Annotated in this window: 14 protein-coding genes, 2 tRNA genes and 2 pseudogenes; 9 read left to right on the top strand and 9 right to left on the bottom strand. The window is 67.0% G+C overall.

Annotated elements, in window-relative coordinates; genetic code table 11:
• The first annotated feature begins 70 nt into the window (after positions 1-70).
• Genes KXD96_RS03460 through pknB form a run of 6 tightly spaced genes read left to right on the top strand, consistent with a single transcriptional unit; the run spans position 71 to position 8,126 of the window.
• Positions 71-538 carry an FHA domain-containing protein gene (locus tag KXD96_RS03460; RefSeq protein ID WP_046183038.1) on the top strand — a complete coding sequence of 156 codons (468 nt, stop codon included), beginning with the start codon at positions 71-73 and terminating at the stop codon, positions 536-538.
• Positions 535-2,052, top strand: a complete 1,518-nt coding sequence (locus KXD96_RS03465; protein ID WP_260742938.1) for a PP2C family serine/threonine-protein phosphatase — start codon at positions 535-537, stop codon at positions 2,050-2,052. Before KXD96_RS03460 ends, KXD96_RS03465 begins: the two co-directional genes overlap by 4 nt.
• A complete protein-coding gene (locus tag KXD96_RS03470) occupies positions 2,049-3,458 on the top strand; it encodes an FtsW/RodA/SpoVE family cell cycle protein (RefSeq protein WP_260742940.1) in 1,410 nt (469 codons plus the stop codon). The genes KXD96_RS03465 and KXD96_RS03470 overlap by 4 nt, the downstream gene beginning before the upstream one ends.
• On the top strand, positions 3,455-4,933 hold the full coding sequence (gene pbpA / locus KXD96_RS03475) for a D,D-transpeptidase PbpA (protein ID WP_260742941.1): 1,479 nt from the start codon (positions 3,455-3,457) through the stop codon (positions 4,931-4,933). The genes KXD96_RS03470 and pbpA overlap by 4 nt, the downstream gene beginning before the upstream one ends.
• Positions 4,930-6,255: a serine/threonine-protein kinase gene (locus KXD96_RS03480; protein WP_260742942.1), complete on the top strand. Its 1,326-nt coding sequence runs from the start codon at positions 4,930-4,932 to the stop codon at positions 6,253-6,255. The genes pbpA and KXD96_RS03480 overlap by 4 nt, the downstream gene beginning before the upstream one ends.
• The gene (gene pknB, locus KXD96_RS03485) at positions 6,252-8,126 is read left to right on the top strand and encodes a Stk1 family PASTA domain-containing Ser/Thr kinase (protein ID WP_260742943.1); all 1,875 of its coding nucleotides are present in this window, start codon (positions 6,252-6,254) and stop codon (positions 8,124-8,126) included. The genes KXD96_RS03480 and pknB overlap by 4 nt, the downstream gene beginning before the upstream one ends.
• Here pknB and KXD96_RS03490 read toward each other — a convergent pair.
• Positions 8,104-8,790 (bottom strand): aminodeoxychorismate/anthranilate synthase component II, encoded by a 687-nt coding sequence (locus tag KXD96_RS03490; protein ID WP_260742944.1) that lies wholly within the window; start codon positions 8,788-8,790, stop codon positions 8,104-8,106. The two genes, pknB and KXD96_RS03490, sit on opposite strands and share 23 nt — an antisense overlap.
• A 26-nt stretch (positions 8,791-8,816) precedes the next feature.
• The gene (locus tag KXD96_RS03495; RefSeq protein WP_260742945.1) at positions 8,817-9,560 is read right to left on the bottom strand and encodes a DUF881 domain-containing protein; all 744 of its coding nucleotides are present in this window, start codon (positions 9,558-9,560) and stop codon (positions 8,817-8,819) included.
• A gap of 118 nt (positions 9,561-9,678) precedes the next feature.
• On the opposite strand from KXD96_RS03495, the gene crgA reads away from it, so the two are divergent.
• The gene (gene crgA, locus KXD96_RS03500) at positions 9,679-9,960 is read left to right on the top strand and encodes a cell division protein CrgA (RefSeq protein WP_260742946.1); all 282 of its coding nucleotides are present in this window, start codon (positions 9,679-9,681) and stop codon (positions 9,958-9,960) included.
• A 155-nt stretch (positions 9,961-10,115) separates the two neighbouring features.
• Positions 10,116-10,541: a PH domain-containing protein gene (locus KXD96_RS03505; RefSeq protein ID WP_260742950.1), complete on the top strand. Its 426-nt coding sequence runs from the start codon at positions 10,116-10,118 to the stop codon at positions 10,539-10,541.
• Between the two features lie 11 nt (positions 10,542-10,552).
• Here the strand turns inward: KXD96_RS03505 and KXD96_RS03510 are convergent.
• The 4 genes and pseudogenes from KXD96_RS03510 to KXD96_RS03525 all read right to left on the bottom strand — a co-directional run.
• A pseudogene (locus KXD96_RS03510) lies at positions 10,553-10,906 on the bottom strand (peptidylprolyl isomerase); the annotation flags it as partial.
• 105 nt (positions 10,907-11,011) lie between these two features.
• A complete protein-coding gene (gene istB, locus KXD96_RS03515) occupies positions 11,012-11,827 on the bottom strand; it encodes an IS21-like element helper ATPase IstB (RefSeq protein ID WP_260737101.1) in 816 nt (271 codons plus the stop codon).
• Positions 11,824-13,374, bottom strand: coding sequence for an IS21 family transposase (gene istA / locus KXD96_RS03520; RefSeq protein ID WP_260737107.1), 1,551 nt, complete (start codon positions 13,372-13,374; stop codon positions 11,824-11,826). The genes istB and istA overlap by 4 nt, the downstream gene beginning before the upstream one ends.
• A 165-nt stretch (positions 13,375-13,539) precedes the next feature.
• A pseudogene (locus tag KXD96_RS03525) lies at positions 13,540-13,743 on the bottom strand (peptidylprolyl isomerase); the annotation flags it as partial.
• A gap of 161 nt (positions 13,744-13,904) precedes the next feature.
• On the opposite strand from KXD96_RS03525, the gene cwsA reads away from it, so the two are divergent.
• Positions 13,905-14,339 (top strand): cell wall synthesis protein CwsA, encoded by a 435-nt coding sequence (gene cwsA, locus KXD96_RS03530; protein WP_260742952.1) that lies wholly within the window; start codon positions 13,905-13,907, stop codon positions 14,337-14,339.
• Positions 14,340-14,343: 4 nt separating this feature from the next.
• On the opposite strand, the gene KXD96_RS03535 is transcribed toward cwsA, so the two are convergent.
• From KXD96_RS03535 to KXD96_RS03545, 3 genes are all read right to left on the bottom strand, one after another.
• Positions 14,344-14,416, bottom strand: a tRNA-Ala gene (locus tag KXD96_RS03535).
• Positions 14,417-14,567: 151 nt separating this feature from the next.
• Positions 14,568-14,641: transfer RNA gene (locus tag KXD96_RS03540), tRNA-Ile, on the bottom strand.
• A gap of 59 nt (positions 14,642-14,700) precedes the next feature.
• Positions 14,701-15,597 (bottom strand): DUF3566 domain-containing protein, encoded by an 897-nt coding sequence (locus KXD96_RS03545; RefSeq protein WP_260742953.1) that lies wholly within the window; start codon positions 15,595-15,597, stop codon positions 14,701-14,703.
• Positions 15,598-15,605: the final 8 nt, after the last annotated feature.

Below are 15,605 nucleotides of genomic sequence, written 5' to 3' on the forward strand. Positions count from 1 at the left end.
TCGTGACGTTGCCGATGTGCTCGGGGTCACGGGCGCCGGGGGGATGACGGTAGGACGGAAAGGACGCCGGATGCAGGGACTTGTACTGCAGCTGACGCGTGCCGGATTTTTGATGTTGTTGTGGGTATTCATCTGGTCCGTGTTGCGGATATTGCGGACCGATATCTATGCGCCCACCGGGGCCGTCATGGTGCGTCGGGGCTTGGCGCTGCGCAGCACCCTGCTGCCGTCGCGACAACGCCGACATGCCGCGCGCTATCTGGTGGTGACCGAGGGGGCGTTGGCGGGGGCGCGCATCACGCTCAGCGGGCAGCCGGTGTTGATCGGCAGGGCTGATGACTCGACTCTGGTGCTCACCGACGATTACGCCTCGACGCGGCACGCCCGGCTGTCTCAGCGCGGTTCGGAATGGTACGTCGAGGATCTAGGATCGACCAACGGCACTTACCTTGACAGGGCAAAGGTGACGACTGCGGTACGAGTTCCCATAGGGACGCCGATTCGGATCGGCAAAACGGCGATCGAGTTGCGCCCGTGACCCTGGTCCTGCGATACGCCGCGCGCAGCGACCGCGGCCTGGTACGCGCCAATAACGAAGACTCCGTTTACGCCGGCGCCCGGCTGCTGGCCCTGGCCGACGGCATGGGCGGCCACGCGGCCGGCGAAGTGGCCTCGCAATTGGTGATCGCCGCGCTGGCCCATCTGGACGACGACGAACCCGGCGGCGACCTGCTGGCCAAGCTCGACGCCGCGGTGCGCGCCGGCAACGCGGCCATCGCGGCGCAGGTGGAGGCCGAGCCCGAACTCGAGGGGATGGGCACCACGCTCACCGCAATCTTGTTCGCGGGTGACCGAATTGGGTTGGTGCACATCGGCGACTCACGCGGCTACCTGCTGCGCGACGGTGAACTGACGCAGATCACCAAGGACGACACGTTCGTCCAAACCCTGGTCGACGAAGGCCGGATCACCCGCGAAGAGGCGCACAGCCATCCGCAGCGGTCGCTGATCATGCGTGCGCTGACCGGTCACGAGGTCGAGCCCACGTTGACCATGCGCGAGGCGCGTGCCGGTGACCGCTACCTGCTCTGCTCCGACGGGCTCAGCGACCCAGTGAGCGACGAGACCATTCTCGAGGCGCTGCAGATTCCCGACGTCGCCGAGGCCGCCTACCGCCTCATCGAGTTGGCCCTGCGCGGCGGCGGCCCGGACAACGTCACCGTGGTGGTCGCCGATGTCGTCGACTACGACTACGGGCAGACCCAGCCGATTCTCGCCGGGGCGGTATCGGGTGACGACGATCAGATGACGCTGCCCAACACCTCCGCGGGCCGCGCCTCCGCGATCAGGCCCCGCGAGGAGGCCGCCAAACGCGTTGCACCCCAACAGGAAACGGCGACCCGGCCGCGTTGGCCCCGGCGGCGGATGTTCTTCGTCGTGACCCTGGCGGTGCTGTTCGTCCTCTCCGGTATGGCCATCGCGTGGTGGGTCATCCAGCGCAACTATTACGTCGCCGAATACGACGGCAAGGTGTCGATCGTCCGCGGAATTCAAGGGTCCTTGTTGGGGCTGCCCCTGCACCAGCCCTATTTGGTGGGCTGCCTGACCGTCCGCAACGAGCTCTCCCTGATCAGCTACGGCCAATCCAATCACTCGAACTGTCAGCTGATGACGCTGCGGGATCTGCGCCGCCCCGGACAGGTCCAGGTCCAAACCGGACTGCCGGGAGGCAGCCTGGACCAGGCCGAGTCGCAACTACGGCAATTGCTGGCCGAATACCTGCTGCCCACCTGTCCGTCGCCTCGCGCCACGTCACCGCCGGGGCAGCCGACCACCGGGGGCGGCACCCCAGAGTCCAGTGTCGCGACACCGCCAGCATCCACGACGCCTCCCACCACCGCTTCTTCCGGCCCCAGGGCCCCAGCACCCACCGGTGCCGCGCCCGGCCCCGCGACCCCCTCGCCGGCCGGCCCCACGACCACATCGCAGACGATCACCGCGCTTCCGGCGCCTCCACTCCAACCGGGCATTGACTGCCGGACGGTGGCATGACGACGCAACTTCAGGCGCCCGTCGCGGTCACGCCTCCACTGCCCACCCGGCGCAACGCCGAGCTGCTGCTGCTGTGCTTCGCCGCAGCGATTACCGTCGCCGCGCTGCTGATGGTCGACGCAAACCAGGACCGCGTATTGCGTTGGAACGTCGTCAGCTACGGGCTGATATTCCTGCTCGTATTCGGGTCCGCGCACCTGGCCATCAGACGGTTCGCCCCCTACACCGATCCGCTGTTGTTGCCAATTGTGGCGTTGCTCAACGGACTTGGGCTCGTGATGATCCATCGGCTCGATCTGGTTGACAATCAGCTCAGCGGCCGCCATCACCCCAGCGCGATACAGCAGATGATGTGGACTCTCGTCGGAGTGGTCGCGTTCGCGCTCGTGGTCACCTTTTTGAAAGACCACCGCCAACTCGCGCGGTACGGCTACATATGCGGGATCACAGGCTTGGTGCTGTTGGTGATTCCCGCCATGCTGCCGGCATCGCTGTCGGAACAGAACGGCGCGAAGATCTGGATTCGCTTCCCCGGCTTCTCAATTCAGCCCGCCGAATTCTCCAAGATCTTGCTGCTGATTTTCTTCTGCGCCGTGCTGATCGCTAAGCGGGGCCTATTCAGCAGTGTCGGCAAGCATTTCATGGGCCTGACCGTACCCCGGCCGCGCGACCTCGCGCCCCTGCTCGCCGCCTGGGTGATCTCGGTGGGCGTGATGGCCTTCGAGAAGGACCTCGGCACCTCGCTGCTGTTGTATGCGTCGTTTCTGGTGGTGGTTTACATTGCGACACAACGCTTCAGCTGGGTGGTGATCGGCCTGGTGTTGTTCGCGGTGGGCAGCGCCGTCGCGTATTTCGTCTTCGCGCACGTGCGCGTCCGCGTGCAGATGTGGTGGGACCCGTTTTCCGACCCCGACGGCAACGGTTACCAGATCGTGCAGTCGCTGTTCAGTTTCGCCACCGGTGGCATCTTCGGCACCGGGCTCGGCAATGGCCAACCCGATACCGTGCCCGCCGCATCGACTGACTTCATCATCGCCGCCTTCGGTGAAGAGCTCGGCCTCGTCGGGCTCGCCAGCATCTTGATGCTCTACACCATCGTCATCGTCCGCGGTATGCGCACCGCGATCGCGACGCGGGACAGCTTCGGCAAGCTGCTGGCCGCGGGCCTGGCCTCCACTTTGGCCATCCAGCTGTTCATCGTCGTCGGCGGCGTCACGCAGCTCATTCCGCTGACGGGGCTGACCACTCCGTGGATGTCCTACGGCGGATCGTCGTTGCTGGCGAACTATGTGCTGCTGGCCATCCTCGCTCGCATCTCCAACGGCGCCCGGCATCCTTTGCGCGCCCGCGAGCGCAAGGATTCCCCGATCGCGGCCGCCAAGACCGAGGTAATCGAGAAGGTATGAACACCTCTCTGCGCCGCATCTCGGTCACCGTCATGGCGCTGATCGTGCTGCTGCTGCTCAACGCGACGATGACGCAGGTGTTCGCCGCCGACTCGCTGCGCGCCGACCCGCGCAATCAGCGCGTCCTGCTGGACGAGTATTCGCGGCAACGCGGCCAAATCGTCGCGGGCGGCCAACTGCTGGCCTACTCCGTGGCCACTGACAGCCGCTTCCGATTCCTGCGGGTCTATCCCAATCCGGCGGTCTACGCGCCGATCACCGGCTTCTACTCGTTGCGCTATTCCAGTACCGGATTGGAGCGCGCCGAGGATCCGCTCCTGAACGGATCCGACGAGCGGCTGTTCGGGCGCCGGCTGGCCGACTTCTTCACCGGTCGCGATCCGCGCGGCGGCAACGTCGACACCACCATCAGACCGCGCGTCCAGCAGGCAGGGTGGGACGCGATGCAGCAGGGGTGCGGCGGACCGCCGTGCAAGGGCGCCGTCGTCGCCCTCGAGCCGTCCACCGGCAAGATCCTGGCCATGGTGTCCTCGCCGTCCTATGACCCCAACCTGCTGTCCTCGCACGATCCCGAAGTGCAGGCGCAAGCGTGGCAGCGGCTTCGCGACAACGCCGACAATCCGATGACTAACCGCGCCATCTCGGAGACCTACCCGCCCGGTTCGACGTTCAAGGTGATCACGACCGCGGCGGCACTGCAGGCCGGCGCGACGGACGCCCAACAGTTGACGGCGGCGCCCTCCATTCAGCTACCCGACAGCACCGCGACGCTGGAGAATTACGGCGGCCAGCCCTGCGGCGGCGAGCCCACGGTGTCGCTCAAACAGGCTTTTGCCCTGTCGTGCAACACCGCGTTCGTCCAGCTCGGCATGCTCACCGGCTCGGATGCGTTGCGCAGCATGGCGCAATCCTTCGGCCTGGACACCAGCCCGAGCGTCATCCCGCTGCAGGTCGCCGAATCAACCGTCGGGATCATCCCGGACGCCGCCGCGCTGGGCATGTCCAGCATCGGACAGAAGGACGTCGCGCTCACGCCGCTGGAGAACGCCGCGATCGCCGCGACCATCGCGAACAACGGGGTCACGATGCAGCCCTACCTGATCGACAGCCTCAAAGGCCCCGATCTGGCCAACATCAGCACCACCGTTCCCTATCAGCAGCGCCGCGCGGTGTCACCGCAGGTCGCCGCTAAGCTAACAGAGCTGATGGTCGGCGCCGAGAAGGTCGCGCAGCAGAAAGGGGCCATTCCCGGCGTGCAGATCGCATCCAAGACTGGTACCGCAGAGCATGGCACCGATCCGCGTAATACGCCGCCGCACGCGTGGTACATCGCCTTCGCGCCCGCGCAGACGCCCAGAGTCGCTGTGGCGGTGTTGGTAGAGAATGGCGGCGACCGCCTGTCCGCGACGGGAGGTGCACTCGCCGCGCCGATCGGACGGGCTGTGATCCAAGCCGCGCTACAGGGAGGACCATGAGCCCGCGAGTTGGTGTGACGCTGTCTGGCAGATACCGCCTGCAGCGCCTGATCGCCACCGGCGGCATGGGTCAAGTCTGGGAGGCGGTGGACAGCCGCCTCGGCCGCCGCGTCGCGGTCAAGGTGCTCAAGCAGGAGTTCTCGCAGGACCCGGAGTTCATCGAGCGGTTCCGCGCCGAAGCGCGCACCACCGCGATGCTCAACCACCCCGGCATCGCCCAAGTCCACGACTACGGCGAAAGCCAGCTGGACGGCGAGGGTCGCACCGCCTACCTGGTGATGGAGCTGGTCAACGGCGAGCCGCTGAACTCGGTGCTCAAGCGCACGGGCCGGCTGTCGTTGCGGCACGCTCTGGACATGCTCGAGCAGACCGGCCGAGCACTGCAGGTCGCGCACGCCGCCGGCTTGGTGCACCGCGACGTCAAGCCGGGCAACATCCTGATCACGCCGACGGGCCAGGTGAAGATCACCGATTTCGGCATCGCCAAGGCCGTCGACGCCGCTCCGGTCACCCAGACGGGAATGGTGATGGGTACCGCCCAGTACATCGCCCCCGAGCAAGCCTTGGGCCACGACGCGACCCCCGCGAGCGACGTCTATTCGCTGGGTGTCGTCGGCTACGAGGTGGTGTCGGGCAAGCGGCCGTTCACCGGTGACGGTGCCCTGACGGTGGCGATGAAGCACATCAAGGAGCCCCCGCCGCCGCTGCCCGCGGAGCTGCCGCCCAACGTGCGCGAGCTCATCGAGATCACGCTGGTCAAGAACCCCGCGATGCGTTACCGCAGCGGCGGACCGTTCGCCGACGCCGTGGCGGCGGTGCGGGCCGGGCGCCGTCCGCCGCGGCCCAGCCAGTCACCGCCTCCCGGGCGGGCATCACCGGCGGCCATCCCGTCGAGCCCGACGACCAGGGCGGCCGCCGTGTCCGGCACGCGTACCGCTGCGCCGCGCCGATCCCGGCCCTCCACCGGGGGACACCGCCCGCCCCCGGCCCGGCGCACCTTCTCGTCGGGCCAGCGCGCGTTGCTCTGGGCCGCCGGAGTGCTCGGAGCGCTGGCGATCATCATCGCGGTGCTCATCGTCATCAATTCCCGCGCCGACACCCAGCAGCAGCCGCCGCCCCCGACGGTCACCGACACCGGGGGTCCGCCGGCGCCACCACCGACGACCAACACTCCGAGTGGTTCCGGCCCCGTGCTGCGGCTGAATTGGACGGATCGCGGGAAAATAGGTAATTCTGGACCGCAACGAGGGCCGGCCGAGCGCGGGTGGGGTGAACCACCGGCGCCGAGAGCGTCACCGGCCCGACACGAGATACCACGATGACCACCCCTCAGCATCTGTCTGACCGCTATGAACTGGGCGAAATCCTCGGCTTCGGGGGTATGTCCGAGGTTCACCTGGCCCGCGACGTCCGGTTACACCGGGATGTAGCGGTCAAAGTGCTGCGCGCCGACCTGGCCCGCGACCCCAGCTTCTATCTTCGGTTTCGCCGAGAGGCGCAGAACGCCGCCGCGCTCAATCACCCGTCGATCGTCGCGGTGTACGACACCGGCGAGGCGGAGACGCCGACCGGCCCCTTGCCCTACATCGTGATGGAGTACGTCGACGGCGTCACCCTGCGCGACATCGTGCACACCGATGGCCCGCTGCCCCCGCGGCGGGCCATCGAGATCATCGCCGACGCGTGTCAGGCACTGAACTTCAGCCACCAGAACGGCATCATCCACCGCGACGTCAAGCCGGCCAACATCATGATCAGCAACACCAATGCGGTCAAGGTGATGGACTTCGGCATCGCGCGCGCGATCGCCGACAGCGGCAACAGCGTCACCCAGACCGCGGCCGTGATCGGGACCGCCCAGTATCTGTCGCCCGAGCAAGCCCGCGGCGACCCCGTCGACGCCCGGTCCGACGTCTATTCGCTGGGTTGCGTGCTCTACGAAATCCTCACGGGTGAACCACCTTTCACCGGTGACTCGCCCGTCGCGGTCGCCTACCAGCACGTGCGCGAGGACCCCGTCCCACCGTCGCGGCGGCACGAGGGCATCTCCGCCGACCTCGACGCCGTCGTGCTCAAGGCGCTGGCCAAGAACCCCGAGAACCGCTATCAGACCGCCGCCGAGATGCGCGCCGATCTGGTGCGGGTGCACAACGGTGAAACACCCGAGGCGCCCAAGGTGTTCACCGACGCCGACCGGTCCTCGCTGCTCGCCGCGGGCGCAAGCGCCCCCGGCCCGCGCACCGATCCGCTGTCCCGACTGCCTCTCCGCCGCGTCGACGACACCAACGGTGGGTCGGTCGGCCGCTGGATCGTCGCGGTCGCCGCGCTGGCGGTGCTGACGATCGTCGTCGTCATCGCCTTCAACACCTTCGGCGGCACCACCCGCGATGTCCAGGTGCCCGACATGCGGGGGCAGGTGTCCGCCGATGCCATTGCGGCGCTGCAGAATCGCGGCTTCAAGACGCGCACGCTGCAAAAGCCCGATTCGATCATCCCGCCCGATCACGTCATCAGCACCGACCCCGGCGCCAACGCGTCGGTGAGCGCGGGTGACGAGATCACGATCAACGTCTCGACCGGTCCCGAGCAGCGCGAAGTGCCCGATGTCTCGTCGCTGAGCTACTCCGACGCGGTCGGCAAGCTCAAAGCCGCGGGGTTCAGCAAGTTCAAGCAGGCCAACTCGCCGTCGAGCCCCGAGCTGCTGGGCAAGGTGATCGGCACCAACCCGCCGGCGAACCAGACGTCCGCGATCACCAACGTGATCACCGTCATCGTCGGCTCGGGGCCCGAGACCAAGCAGGTGCCCGACGTCGCGGGCCAGACCGTCGACGTCGCGCAGAAGAATCTCACCGTCTACGGCTTCACCAAGATCACCCAGGCGCAGGCCGACAGCCCCCGGCCGGCCGGCGAGGTGATCGGTACGAACCCGCCCAAGGGCCAAATGGTTCCGGTGGATTCGGTGATCGAGCTGCAGGTGTCCAAGGGCAACCAGTTCGTGATGCCCGACCTGAGCGGCATGTTCTGGACGGACGCGGAGCCGCGGCTACGGGCGTTGGGCTGGACCGGGGTGCTGGACAAGGGCCCGGACGTGGATGCGGGCGGCTCCCAGTCGCACCGGGTGGTGTATCAGAACCCGCCGGCCGGCACCGGTTGCAACCGGGACGGCATCATCACGCTGAAGTTCGGCCAGTAGCTGCCGGATCGGCGGGCAGGTAGGGCTGCACCGCCGCCCGAACCTCGTTCTCGAGGCGGCGGACCAGCGTGTCGTTGCGGGCCCACCCGCAATAGGTCAGCCAGTTCGCCAGCATTCGGTGTCCGCCCTCGGTCAGGATCGACTCGGGGTGGAACTGCACACCGTGAATCGGCAACTCGCTGTGCCGCACACCCATGATGACACCGCCGCGGGTGCGGGCCGTCACCTCCAGCACTGGGGGCAGCGACTCGGGAAGTATGGTCAGCGAGTGGTAGCGCGTCGCCGTGAACGGGTCCGGAAGTCCTTGCAGGACACCGGTGTTGGTGTGGAAGACGCTGCTGGTCTTGCCGTGCAGCAGCTCGGGGGCGCGGTCCACGGTGGCGCCGAAGGCGACGCCGATTGCTTGATGGCCGAGGCAGACCCCGAGTAGCGGGGTGCGCTCGGCGGCACACGCTTTCACCAGACCGATCGAAGCCCCCGCGCGTTCCGGGGTGCCGGGGCCGGGGCTCAGCAGCACACCGTCGAACCGCTTGGTGACGGCCGCCTGGTCAGAAAGTCTGGCGTCGTCGTTGCGCCACACCTCGGCCTCGACGCCCAGCTGGCCCAGGTACTGCACCAGGTTGAACACGAAGCTGTCGTAGTTGTCGACGACCAGGATCCGCACCGTGCCAGGTTACCGCCCGCCGGAATTCAGTAGCCGATGGTTCCCATCGGCTGCGCGAAATGCAGCCGGTCCGGCTCGGTGTGGCCGGCGATCCGCACGTCGGGCTTGACCTCTTCGCGGTAGCCGAGGCCGAATCGGACCACGTATTGGCGGTACAGGACGACCAGGGGAGCGGCGGCCAGGGCAGCTTGCATGGCGGCGGCGTTGCCGATTGCGGTGATCGTGTAGGGCGGGCTGTAGGTGCGCCCGTTGAGCAGCAGCGTGTTGCCGACGCAGCGGGGCACCGAGGTGGCGATGATGCGCTGGTCCTGCATCTGCATCGCCTCCGCGCCGGCGCTCCACAAGGCGTTGAGCACGGCCTCGATGTCCTGCTGGTGCACCACCAGGTCGTCGGGCGACGCATCGCGCGGGAACCGGCCGTTGGCGTCGCGTGGCGCGTCTTCCAGGGTCACCACGAGGCCCGGCCCGTGCACGGGGCTCATGTCCGCCTCGGCGGCCAGCTCGGCCGAGCGGCGCAGCATTGCCGCCAATGCGCGGTCCGAGGACCGCCCGTGCGCGGCGTCGATCTTGCCGGCCAGGGCGTCGCGCTGGGCATTGAGATGATTCACGGACGCTTGGGCCTCGCGGACCAGGTCGACCAGCCGCGGGGCGTCACTGCGCCGGATTTCGGCGCCGCCGGACACCCCGTGTGTGGCGGCGAGGAGCAATCCGGCCAGCAGGCACACCAACGGGACGCCAACGCGCCATGGTGACGGCCGTCCGTCGCTCATCGGCTCTCCAATTTCCTGGTCACCATGCCAGGTGCGTTAGTCTCGTAGCCAAGCTGTGCATGCAGCTGCGGTCTTTATCGTTGCACCCCGTCCCGCTCACCGTCTTGTTGAGGTAATCATGCCCAAGTCCAAGGTCCGCAAGAAAAATGACTTCGGCGTCAGCGCGGTCAGCCGCACGCCGGTGAAGGTGAAGGTCGGACCGTCCAGCGTGTGGTTCGTTGCCTTGTTCGTCGGTCTCATGTTGATCGGGCTGGTCTGGCTGATGGTGTTTCAGTTGGCCGCCGTCGGCAGCCAGGCGCCGACCGCGCTCAACTGGATGGCGCAACTGGGGCCGTGGAACTACGCCATCGCCTTCGCTTTCATGATCACCGGTTTGTTGCTGACGATGCGCTGGCACTGAGCAAGACCACTGGCGGAATGAATTCATTTTTTGCTCGCCTCGTTACTGCGCCAGCAACATCCATACCCGCCAATCACACGCGTGTGATTTATCCCCACTGTTGATAGCGTCTGTGGATAACTCCATAGGCCGTGGTCGGAGGGGATAGGCGGCACGTGCAGCAAACACAATGGGAGCCTCGGCCTGTCGGAATCGCTGGTTGTGGGGTCGCCGGTGTTCTATTGGCTATCGCCAGTGTGACCATAGTCACAGACGTCCCGGGGCGCGTTCTGGCGGGGATTGCCGCGGTGGGTCTGATCTTGTTTGCGGGCGCGACGTGGCGCGCTCGACCGAAGCTGGCAATTACCCCCGGCGGCCTGATGCTCCGGGGATGGTTCCGGACGCAGTTATTGCAGCCGTCCGACATCAAGATCATCCGGATCACCGAGTTCCGCCGGTATGGACGCAAAGTCCGGTTCCTCGAGGTCGAAACGGCCGACGATGGGCTGGTCCTGTTCTCCCGTTGGGACCTCGGTACGGACCCGCTGGAGGTGCTCGACGCGCTGACCGACGTCGGTTACGCGGGCCGTCACCCGCGCTGACCGGGCCGCGCTCAGGAGATCGTGATCGACTCGATCACGACCGGCTCGGTGGGGCGGTCGTTGCTGTCGGTGGACGTCGACGCGATCGAGTCGACAACCTTCTGCGACTCCGGGTCCGTCACTTCGCCGAAGATCGTGTGCCGCCGATTCAGGTGCGGAGTCTTGCCGACCGTGATGAAGAACTGCGAGCCGTTGGTGCCCGGGCCCGCGTTCGCCATCGCCAGCAGGTACGGCTTGTCGAATTGCAGTTCGGGGTGGAACTCGTCGGCGAACTTGTAGCCCGGACCGCCGCGACCGGTTCCGGTCGGGTCGCCGCCCTGGATCATGAAGCCCTGAATCACCCGGTGAAAGACCGCGCCATCGTATGTCGCTTGCCAGGGTGATGGGACCACCGTTTTGCCATGAGCATGGGACCGGTTGTTTCCGGTTGCTGGCCGTGGGGTGATGGTGACTGATGACCTGGCTGCTGGTCAATTCGGCTGGTCCGAATTGACCGGCTTTCGAGGACGGGGTTTCTGGCGTTGCCGGTAGGACTCGCCCTCGACGACGAGTTCGTAGGCCGCGGATTGGAGCCGGTCCATCGCCGACTGGGCCAGGAGTGGGTCGGCCATCATGGTGAGGATCTCCGGTGGTTCGCGGTTGCTGGTGATGACCGTTGATGCGGTGCGGTGGCGTTCCACGATGAGCTCGTAGAAGTCATTGGTCTCGGTGGCCTCAAGCCGGTGCAACGCGAGGTCATCGATGATGAGCAGCTCGACGCGGTGTAGTTTGCGCATCTCGTCTTCATAGCTGCCGTCTAGCCGTGCTCCGCGGAGGCGTTTGAACAGTTTGTCGGCGCGTTCGGTATGCACGCTGTGGTGACGTCGCACGGCGATGTGGCCTAATGCGTTGGCCAGGAACGTTTTTCCGACTCCGACCGGTCCCATGATGAGCACGTTGTAGGCGTCGGCCAGAAACCGCAGCGAGGTCAACTCTGCCCATAGTTGGCGGTCGTAGCTGACCGCGGCGGTGTCATCCCAGGCCTGCAGCTGCATCTGCGGATCCAATTGTGCTGTCTTGGCGCGGCGGGCGGCGGACTCGCGGTCGCGGCGGGTGACCTCATCGGCTAGCAGCATTTCCAGGAAGTCGTGGTGTGGCAGCCGATTCGATCGTGCCAGCGCGAGCCGTTCGGGCAGGGTGTCGAGCAGGCGGCCGAGCTTGAGGCGGCGCATCAGCGCTTTGAGGTCTGCAGACACCTCGATCGGCTTGACCGCGGGGGTGGCATCGGGGCGGCGGGTTGTGCTCATGAGGGCCTGCGCACCGCGAAGTCGGTGGCCGCGCGGACGAACCGCGACGCCTGCGGCGGGTTCGGGATCAGCGGCAGCTGTGCGCCGGCACCGCGGGTAAGCATGCGCTCGATCAGCCCGACGTCGATGACCTCGGCGTCCAGCGCGCGCTGGCAGGCGTCATCGACCGCGTCGGCGCCGTGGCGGCGCACCAGTCCCAGGAGTCGGTAGACCTGGCGCATCTTGGTCCACGGCAGCGGATGCTCCAGCACCGCCGCCGCGTAGGCGCCGACATGCTGCCCGTGTGCGGATGCCTTGCGCTGCAAGGTGTTGATATCTCGCATCGCATAGACCGACACCTCGGCCGGTAGATCAGCGGGGTCGGTATGGCGGCGTCCTGGCGCCATGACCGGATGGACCTTGATCAGCTCACCGCGCCAATACAGCTTCACCGTGCGCGCATCCACCCGGGCATCCAGCCGGCGCCCAATCAGCTCACCGGGAACGCTGTAGAGCGCCTTGGCGACCTGCACGTGCCGATCGGGAGCCACCTTGGGCCGGCTCCAGGTCGGGATGTCGAACACCTCGTCGGGTGCCGGTTTGAGGTGGGGTAGCTCGTCGGTGGCGAATACCTCGGCCGGGCGCAGCCGAGTGGTGCCGTGTATCCGCATCCCCGCCACCTGCCCACACCACTGCTCGGCTCGTGCCCGGCAGTCACTCAGATTCCGAAAGTCTTCTCCAGCAAAGAAATTCGACCGAACATATTGGACACAGCGCTCAACCCTAGGCTTGTCGCGCGGGCTGCGGATGCGGGTGGGGTCCACGACGAAGCCCCGCGCCTGAGCGTATTCGCGGAAGGCGTCATTAAGTTTCGGATCGGTCGCATCAGCCTTGTCGACGATGGCCTTCATGTTGTCGGGGATCGCCACCGCGAACACCCCGCCGAAGAATGCCCACGCGGCCTCAAACCCGGCGATCACCTCGTGAAGCGTCTGCCGGTAGGTCGGCCAGACGAACATGTGCCGCGAATACACCGCAGTGAAGATCAACCCCTGCACTACCCGCCGGCGGCCATCCGCGGCATCAGTGAGCATTCCGAGCCGACCGAAATCGACCTGCAGTTCAGCACCGGGCTCGCAATCGGCCACCGGCACCGTGGCCTGCCGAATCCCGAACCCCAATTCCGTTGTGGCATAGCGATGCAACGTTCGATACGACACCACCACGCCCCGACGCCCAAGCAGCGTGTGCACCTTCGTCAGAGTCAAGTCTTGCTTCAGCCACGCCTTGATCTGCTCGTGCTGGGCGGCGATGGTCTCCCAGGCCTGGCTCTTGCCGTTGGGCCGACTCGGCCGCACGCCGGCGATCACCGCCGCCAACAGCTCGTCGGTCAACTGACACCCGTCGCCGTCACGGTCCAGCCCGCACGCGCGGGCGCGGTCCACATACCGGCGCACCGTTTTGCGGTCCGTGCCCGATAACCGGGCCACCTCGCGCAACCCATGACCCTGCAGCCACAACCGCAGCATCTCCCTGACTTCGATCACCGACACCTCCCGGTAGCTCATTCGGCCAATACAGCGGCCGAGCAACCGGAAGCCCCCAACGCCACGCCGGGGTGGTCCCATAACTGGCAAAACAGCTAGCCAGATGGTCCCATCACTGGCAATCGGGTGGTCCCATGCTCATGGCAAAACCGGCGCCGAGCTGGTCCCTTATTCCTGGCAGCCGACACCATCGTAGAACGGACCGGAGGACCCGCCCGATGCGTTCTGGGTGGAGTACTCCTTGGTGCCCTGGGCCAGGCCAACGAAGTTGGCGACGGTCTTGGGCGCGTGGTTTCCGAACAGAGCGACTTTGATGTCGCCGCGGTTGGTGTGGAGCGTGGCGGTAGCGGTCTGAAAGGGGCTGTTGGTCACGGGATGAGAGTCTGCCATCACGCGCGGACATGCCCGCACCCGGTGTCACTCAACGCAAGCGGTCACCGGAAGCGCGGCGCGCACACCACGGTTCCGCCAATGTCCCTATGCTGGCAGTCTGTTCAGGTACCCGTGGGCCAGGTCCACGGCAGTCTTGCAGCGGCACAGAAGGGCGGCAGATGAGCGCAACGGCGGAATCCCGGCTGACCCCGCGGGAGCGACTGGCTCGCGGGCTGACCTACTCGACCCTGGGGCCGGTGGACGTGACCCGGGGCGTTGTCGGCCTGGGTGTCCAGTCGGCGCAGTCGACCGCATCGCAGCTTCGTCGCAAATACCAGGAGGGGCGCCTGGCCAAGGAACTCGCCGCGGCCCAAGAAACGCTCGCCCAGGAGCTGGCGGCCGCGCAGGAAGTGGTCGCGGGCCTGCCTCAGGCACTGCAGGACGCGCGGCGGGCGCAGCGCCGGACCAGGCGTCCCTTGGTGTTCGCGGGGGTGGCGGTTGTGGTGCTCGCCGGCGGCGCCGTCGCGTTCACTATCGTGCGGCGCCAGGTGCGAGCGAAGCCGCAGGAGCCCCAGTCGCGGCCACCCAGCGTCGAGGTGCAGCCGCGTCCGTGATTTGTGGAGCCTAGGGGAATCGAACCCCTGACACCCGCCTTGCAAAGGCGGTGCTCTACCAACTGAGCTAAGGCCCCTCAACGTGACTGGGTGGCTGACCCGGTGTGTCGTCCACCGCCACGTGCCAGACCTCGACTCCGCGTCGGGACCGTGCCACCGCCGCCACCACAGCGATCAGCGTGATTGGCAGGCCAAGTCTTACACAACGTCTTGATGGGCACATGGTTGTGGGCCTAGGAGGACTCGAACCTCCGACCTCTTCGTTATCAGCGAAGCGCTCTAACCGCCTGAGCTATAGGCCCGTACACGCGTACGGCCGAGCGACGAGATTACCGCAATCGCCGCCCCACCCCCAAAAATGCTAGTCGCGATCCGCCAACGTCACTTCGATGCCGCCGATCAGGTCGGTGGCCAGGTTGTAGACGAACGCGGCGATGGTGGCCATCGCGGTCAACAACACGATGTTGACCAGACCGATCAACACGGCGCCGCCGAAGATGGTGCCGCTGGAGACCAGTTCGCCGCTGCTGCCGCTGGTGTTGTTCAAGAGGTCACCGACGTTGCTGTTCAGCTTCGACCACACGCCCATGCCGCCGAGCACGAGGTACAGGAACGCCACGGCGATCATCCAGACGAAGAACAACGCGACCGAGAGCAACAGCGAAACTTTCAGCGTGCTCCACGGGTCGATCCGGCGGATCTGCATGCTGGCCCGCACCGGCCCGCGCGGCCGCCGGGATACCTGCGTCCGGTTCTCGCGGCCCTCCCGGTTTTCGGGGGCCGACGAGCGGCCGGATCCCGGCGAGCTCGAGGCCTCCGGCGCGCGGTCGGGCGGCGCCTTGCGCTGGGGCCCCCGCGGCATCGGCCCGGACAGGTCCGGCAACTCGCTGGCGTAGGCCTCGGCCGGCGGCCCGTCGCCGCGTCCCGCCGGGGGGTCGGTGTCATGCGGTGGGTTCTTCCCCTGTGAGGGGCCACCCGCGTTCGGTGCCGCGGTGCCGGAAACGAACCGGTTCAGCCGCGCCTCCACACCGCTGGACGGGCCCGACGGCCGCGCCTCGGTCGGCGGCTCGGTCTGGCGATGCGGTGCCTGCGGGGGCCTGCCCACGCCCCGCTGCCGGGGCGGGGAATCCCCGGCGTCCGGAGCCCGGCCGGCCTGTGCGGGCGGCGCCGGGCGGTGTATGCCGGCGCGCTCGGCCGAACCATCCCCATTAAGGCCGTCGCCCTGTTTGGGGGCGCCCGGCTCGTTCGGTGAGGTCACCCCGACTC

It is taken from the genome of Mycobacterium sp. SMC-2 (assembly GCF_025263485.1).
Lineage (GTDB): Bacteria > Actinomycetota > Actinomycetes > Mycobacteriales > Mycobacteriaceae > Mycobacterium.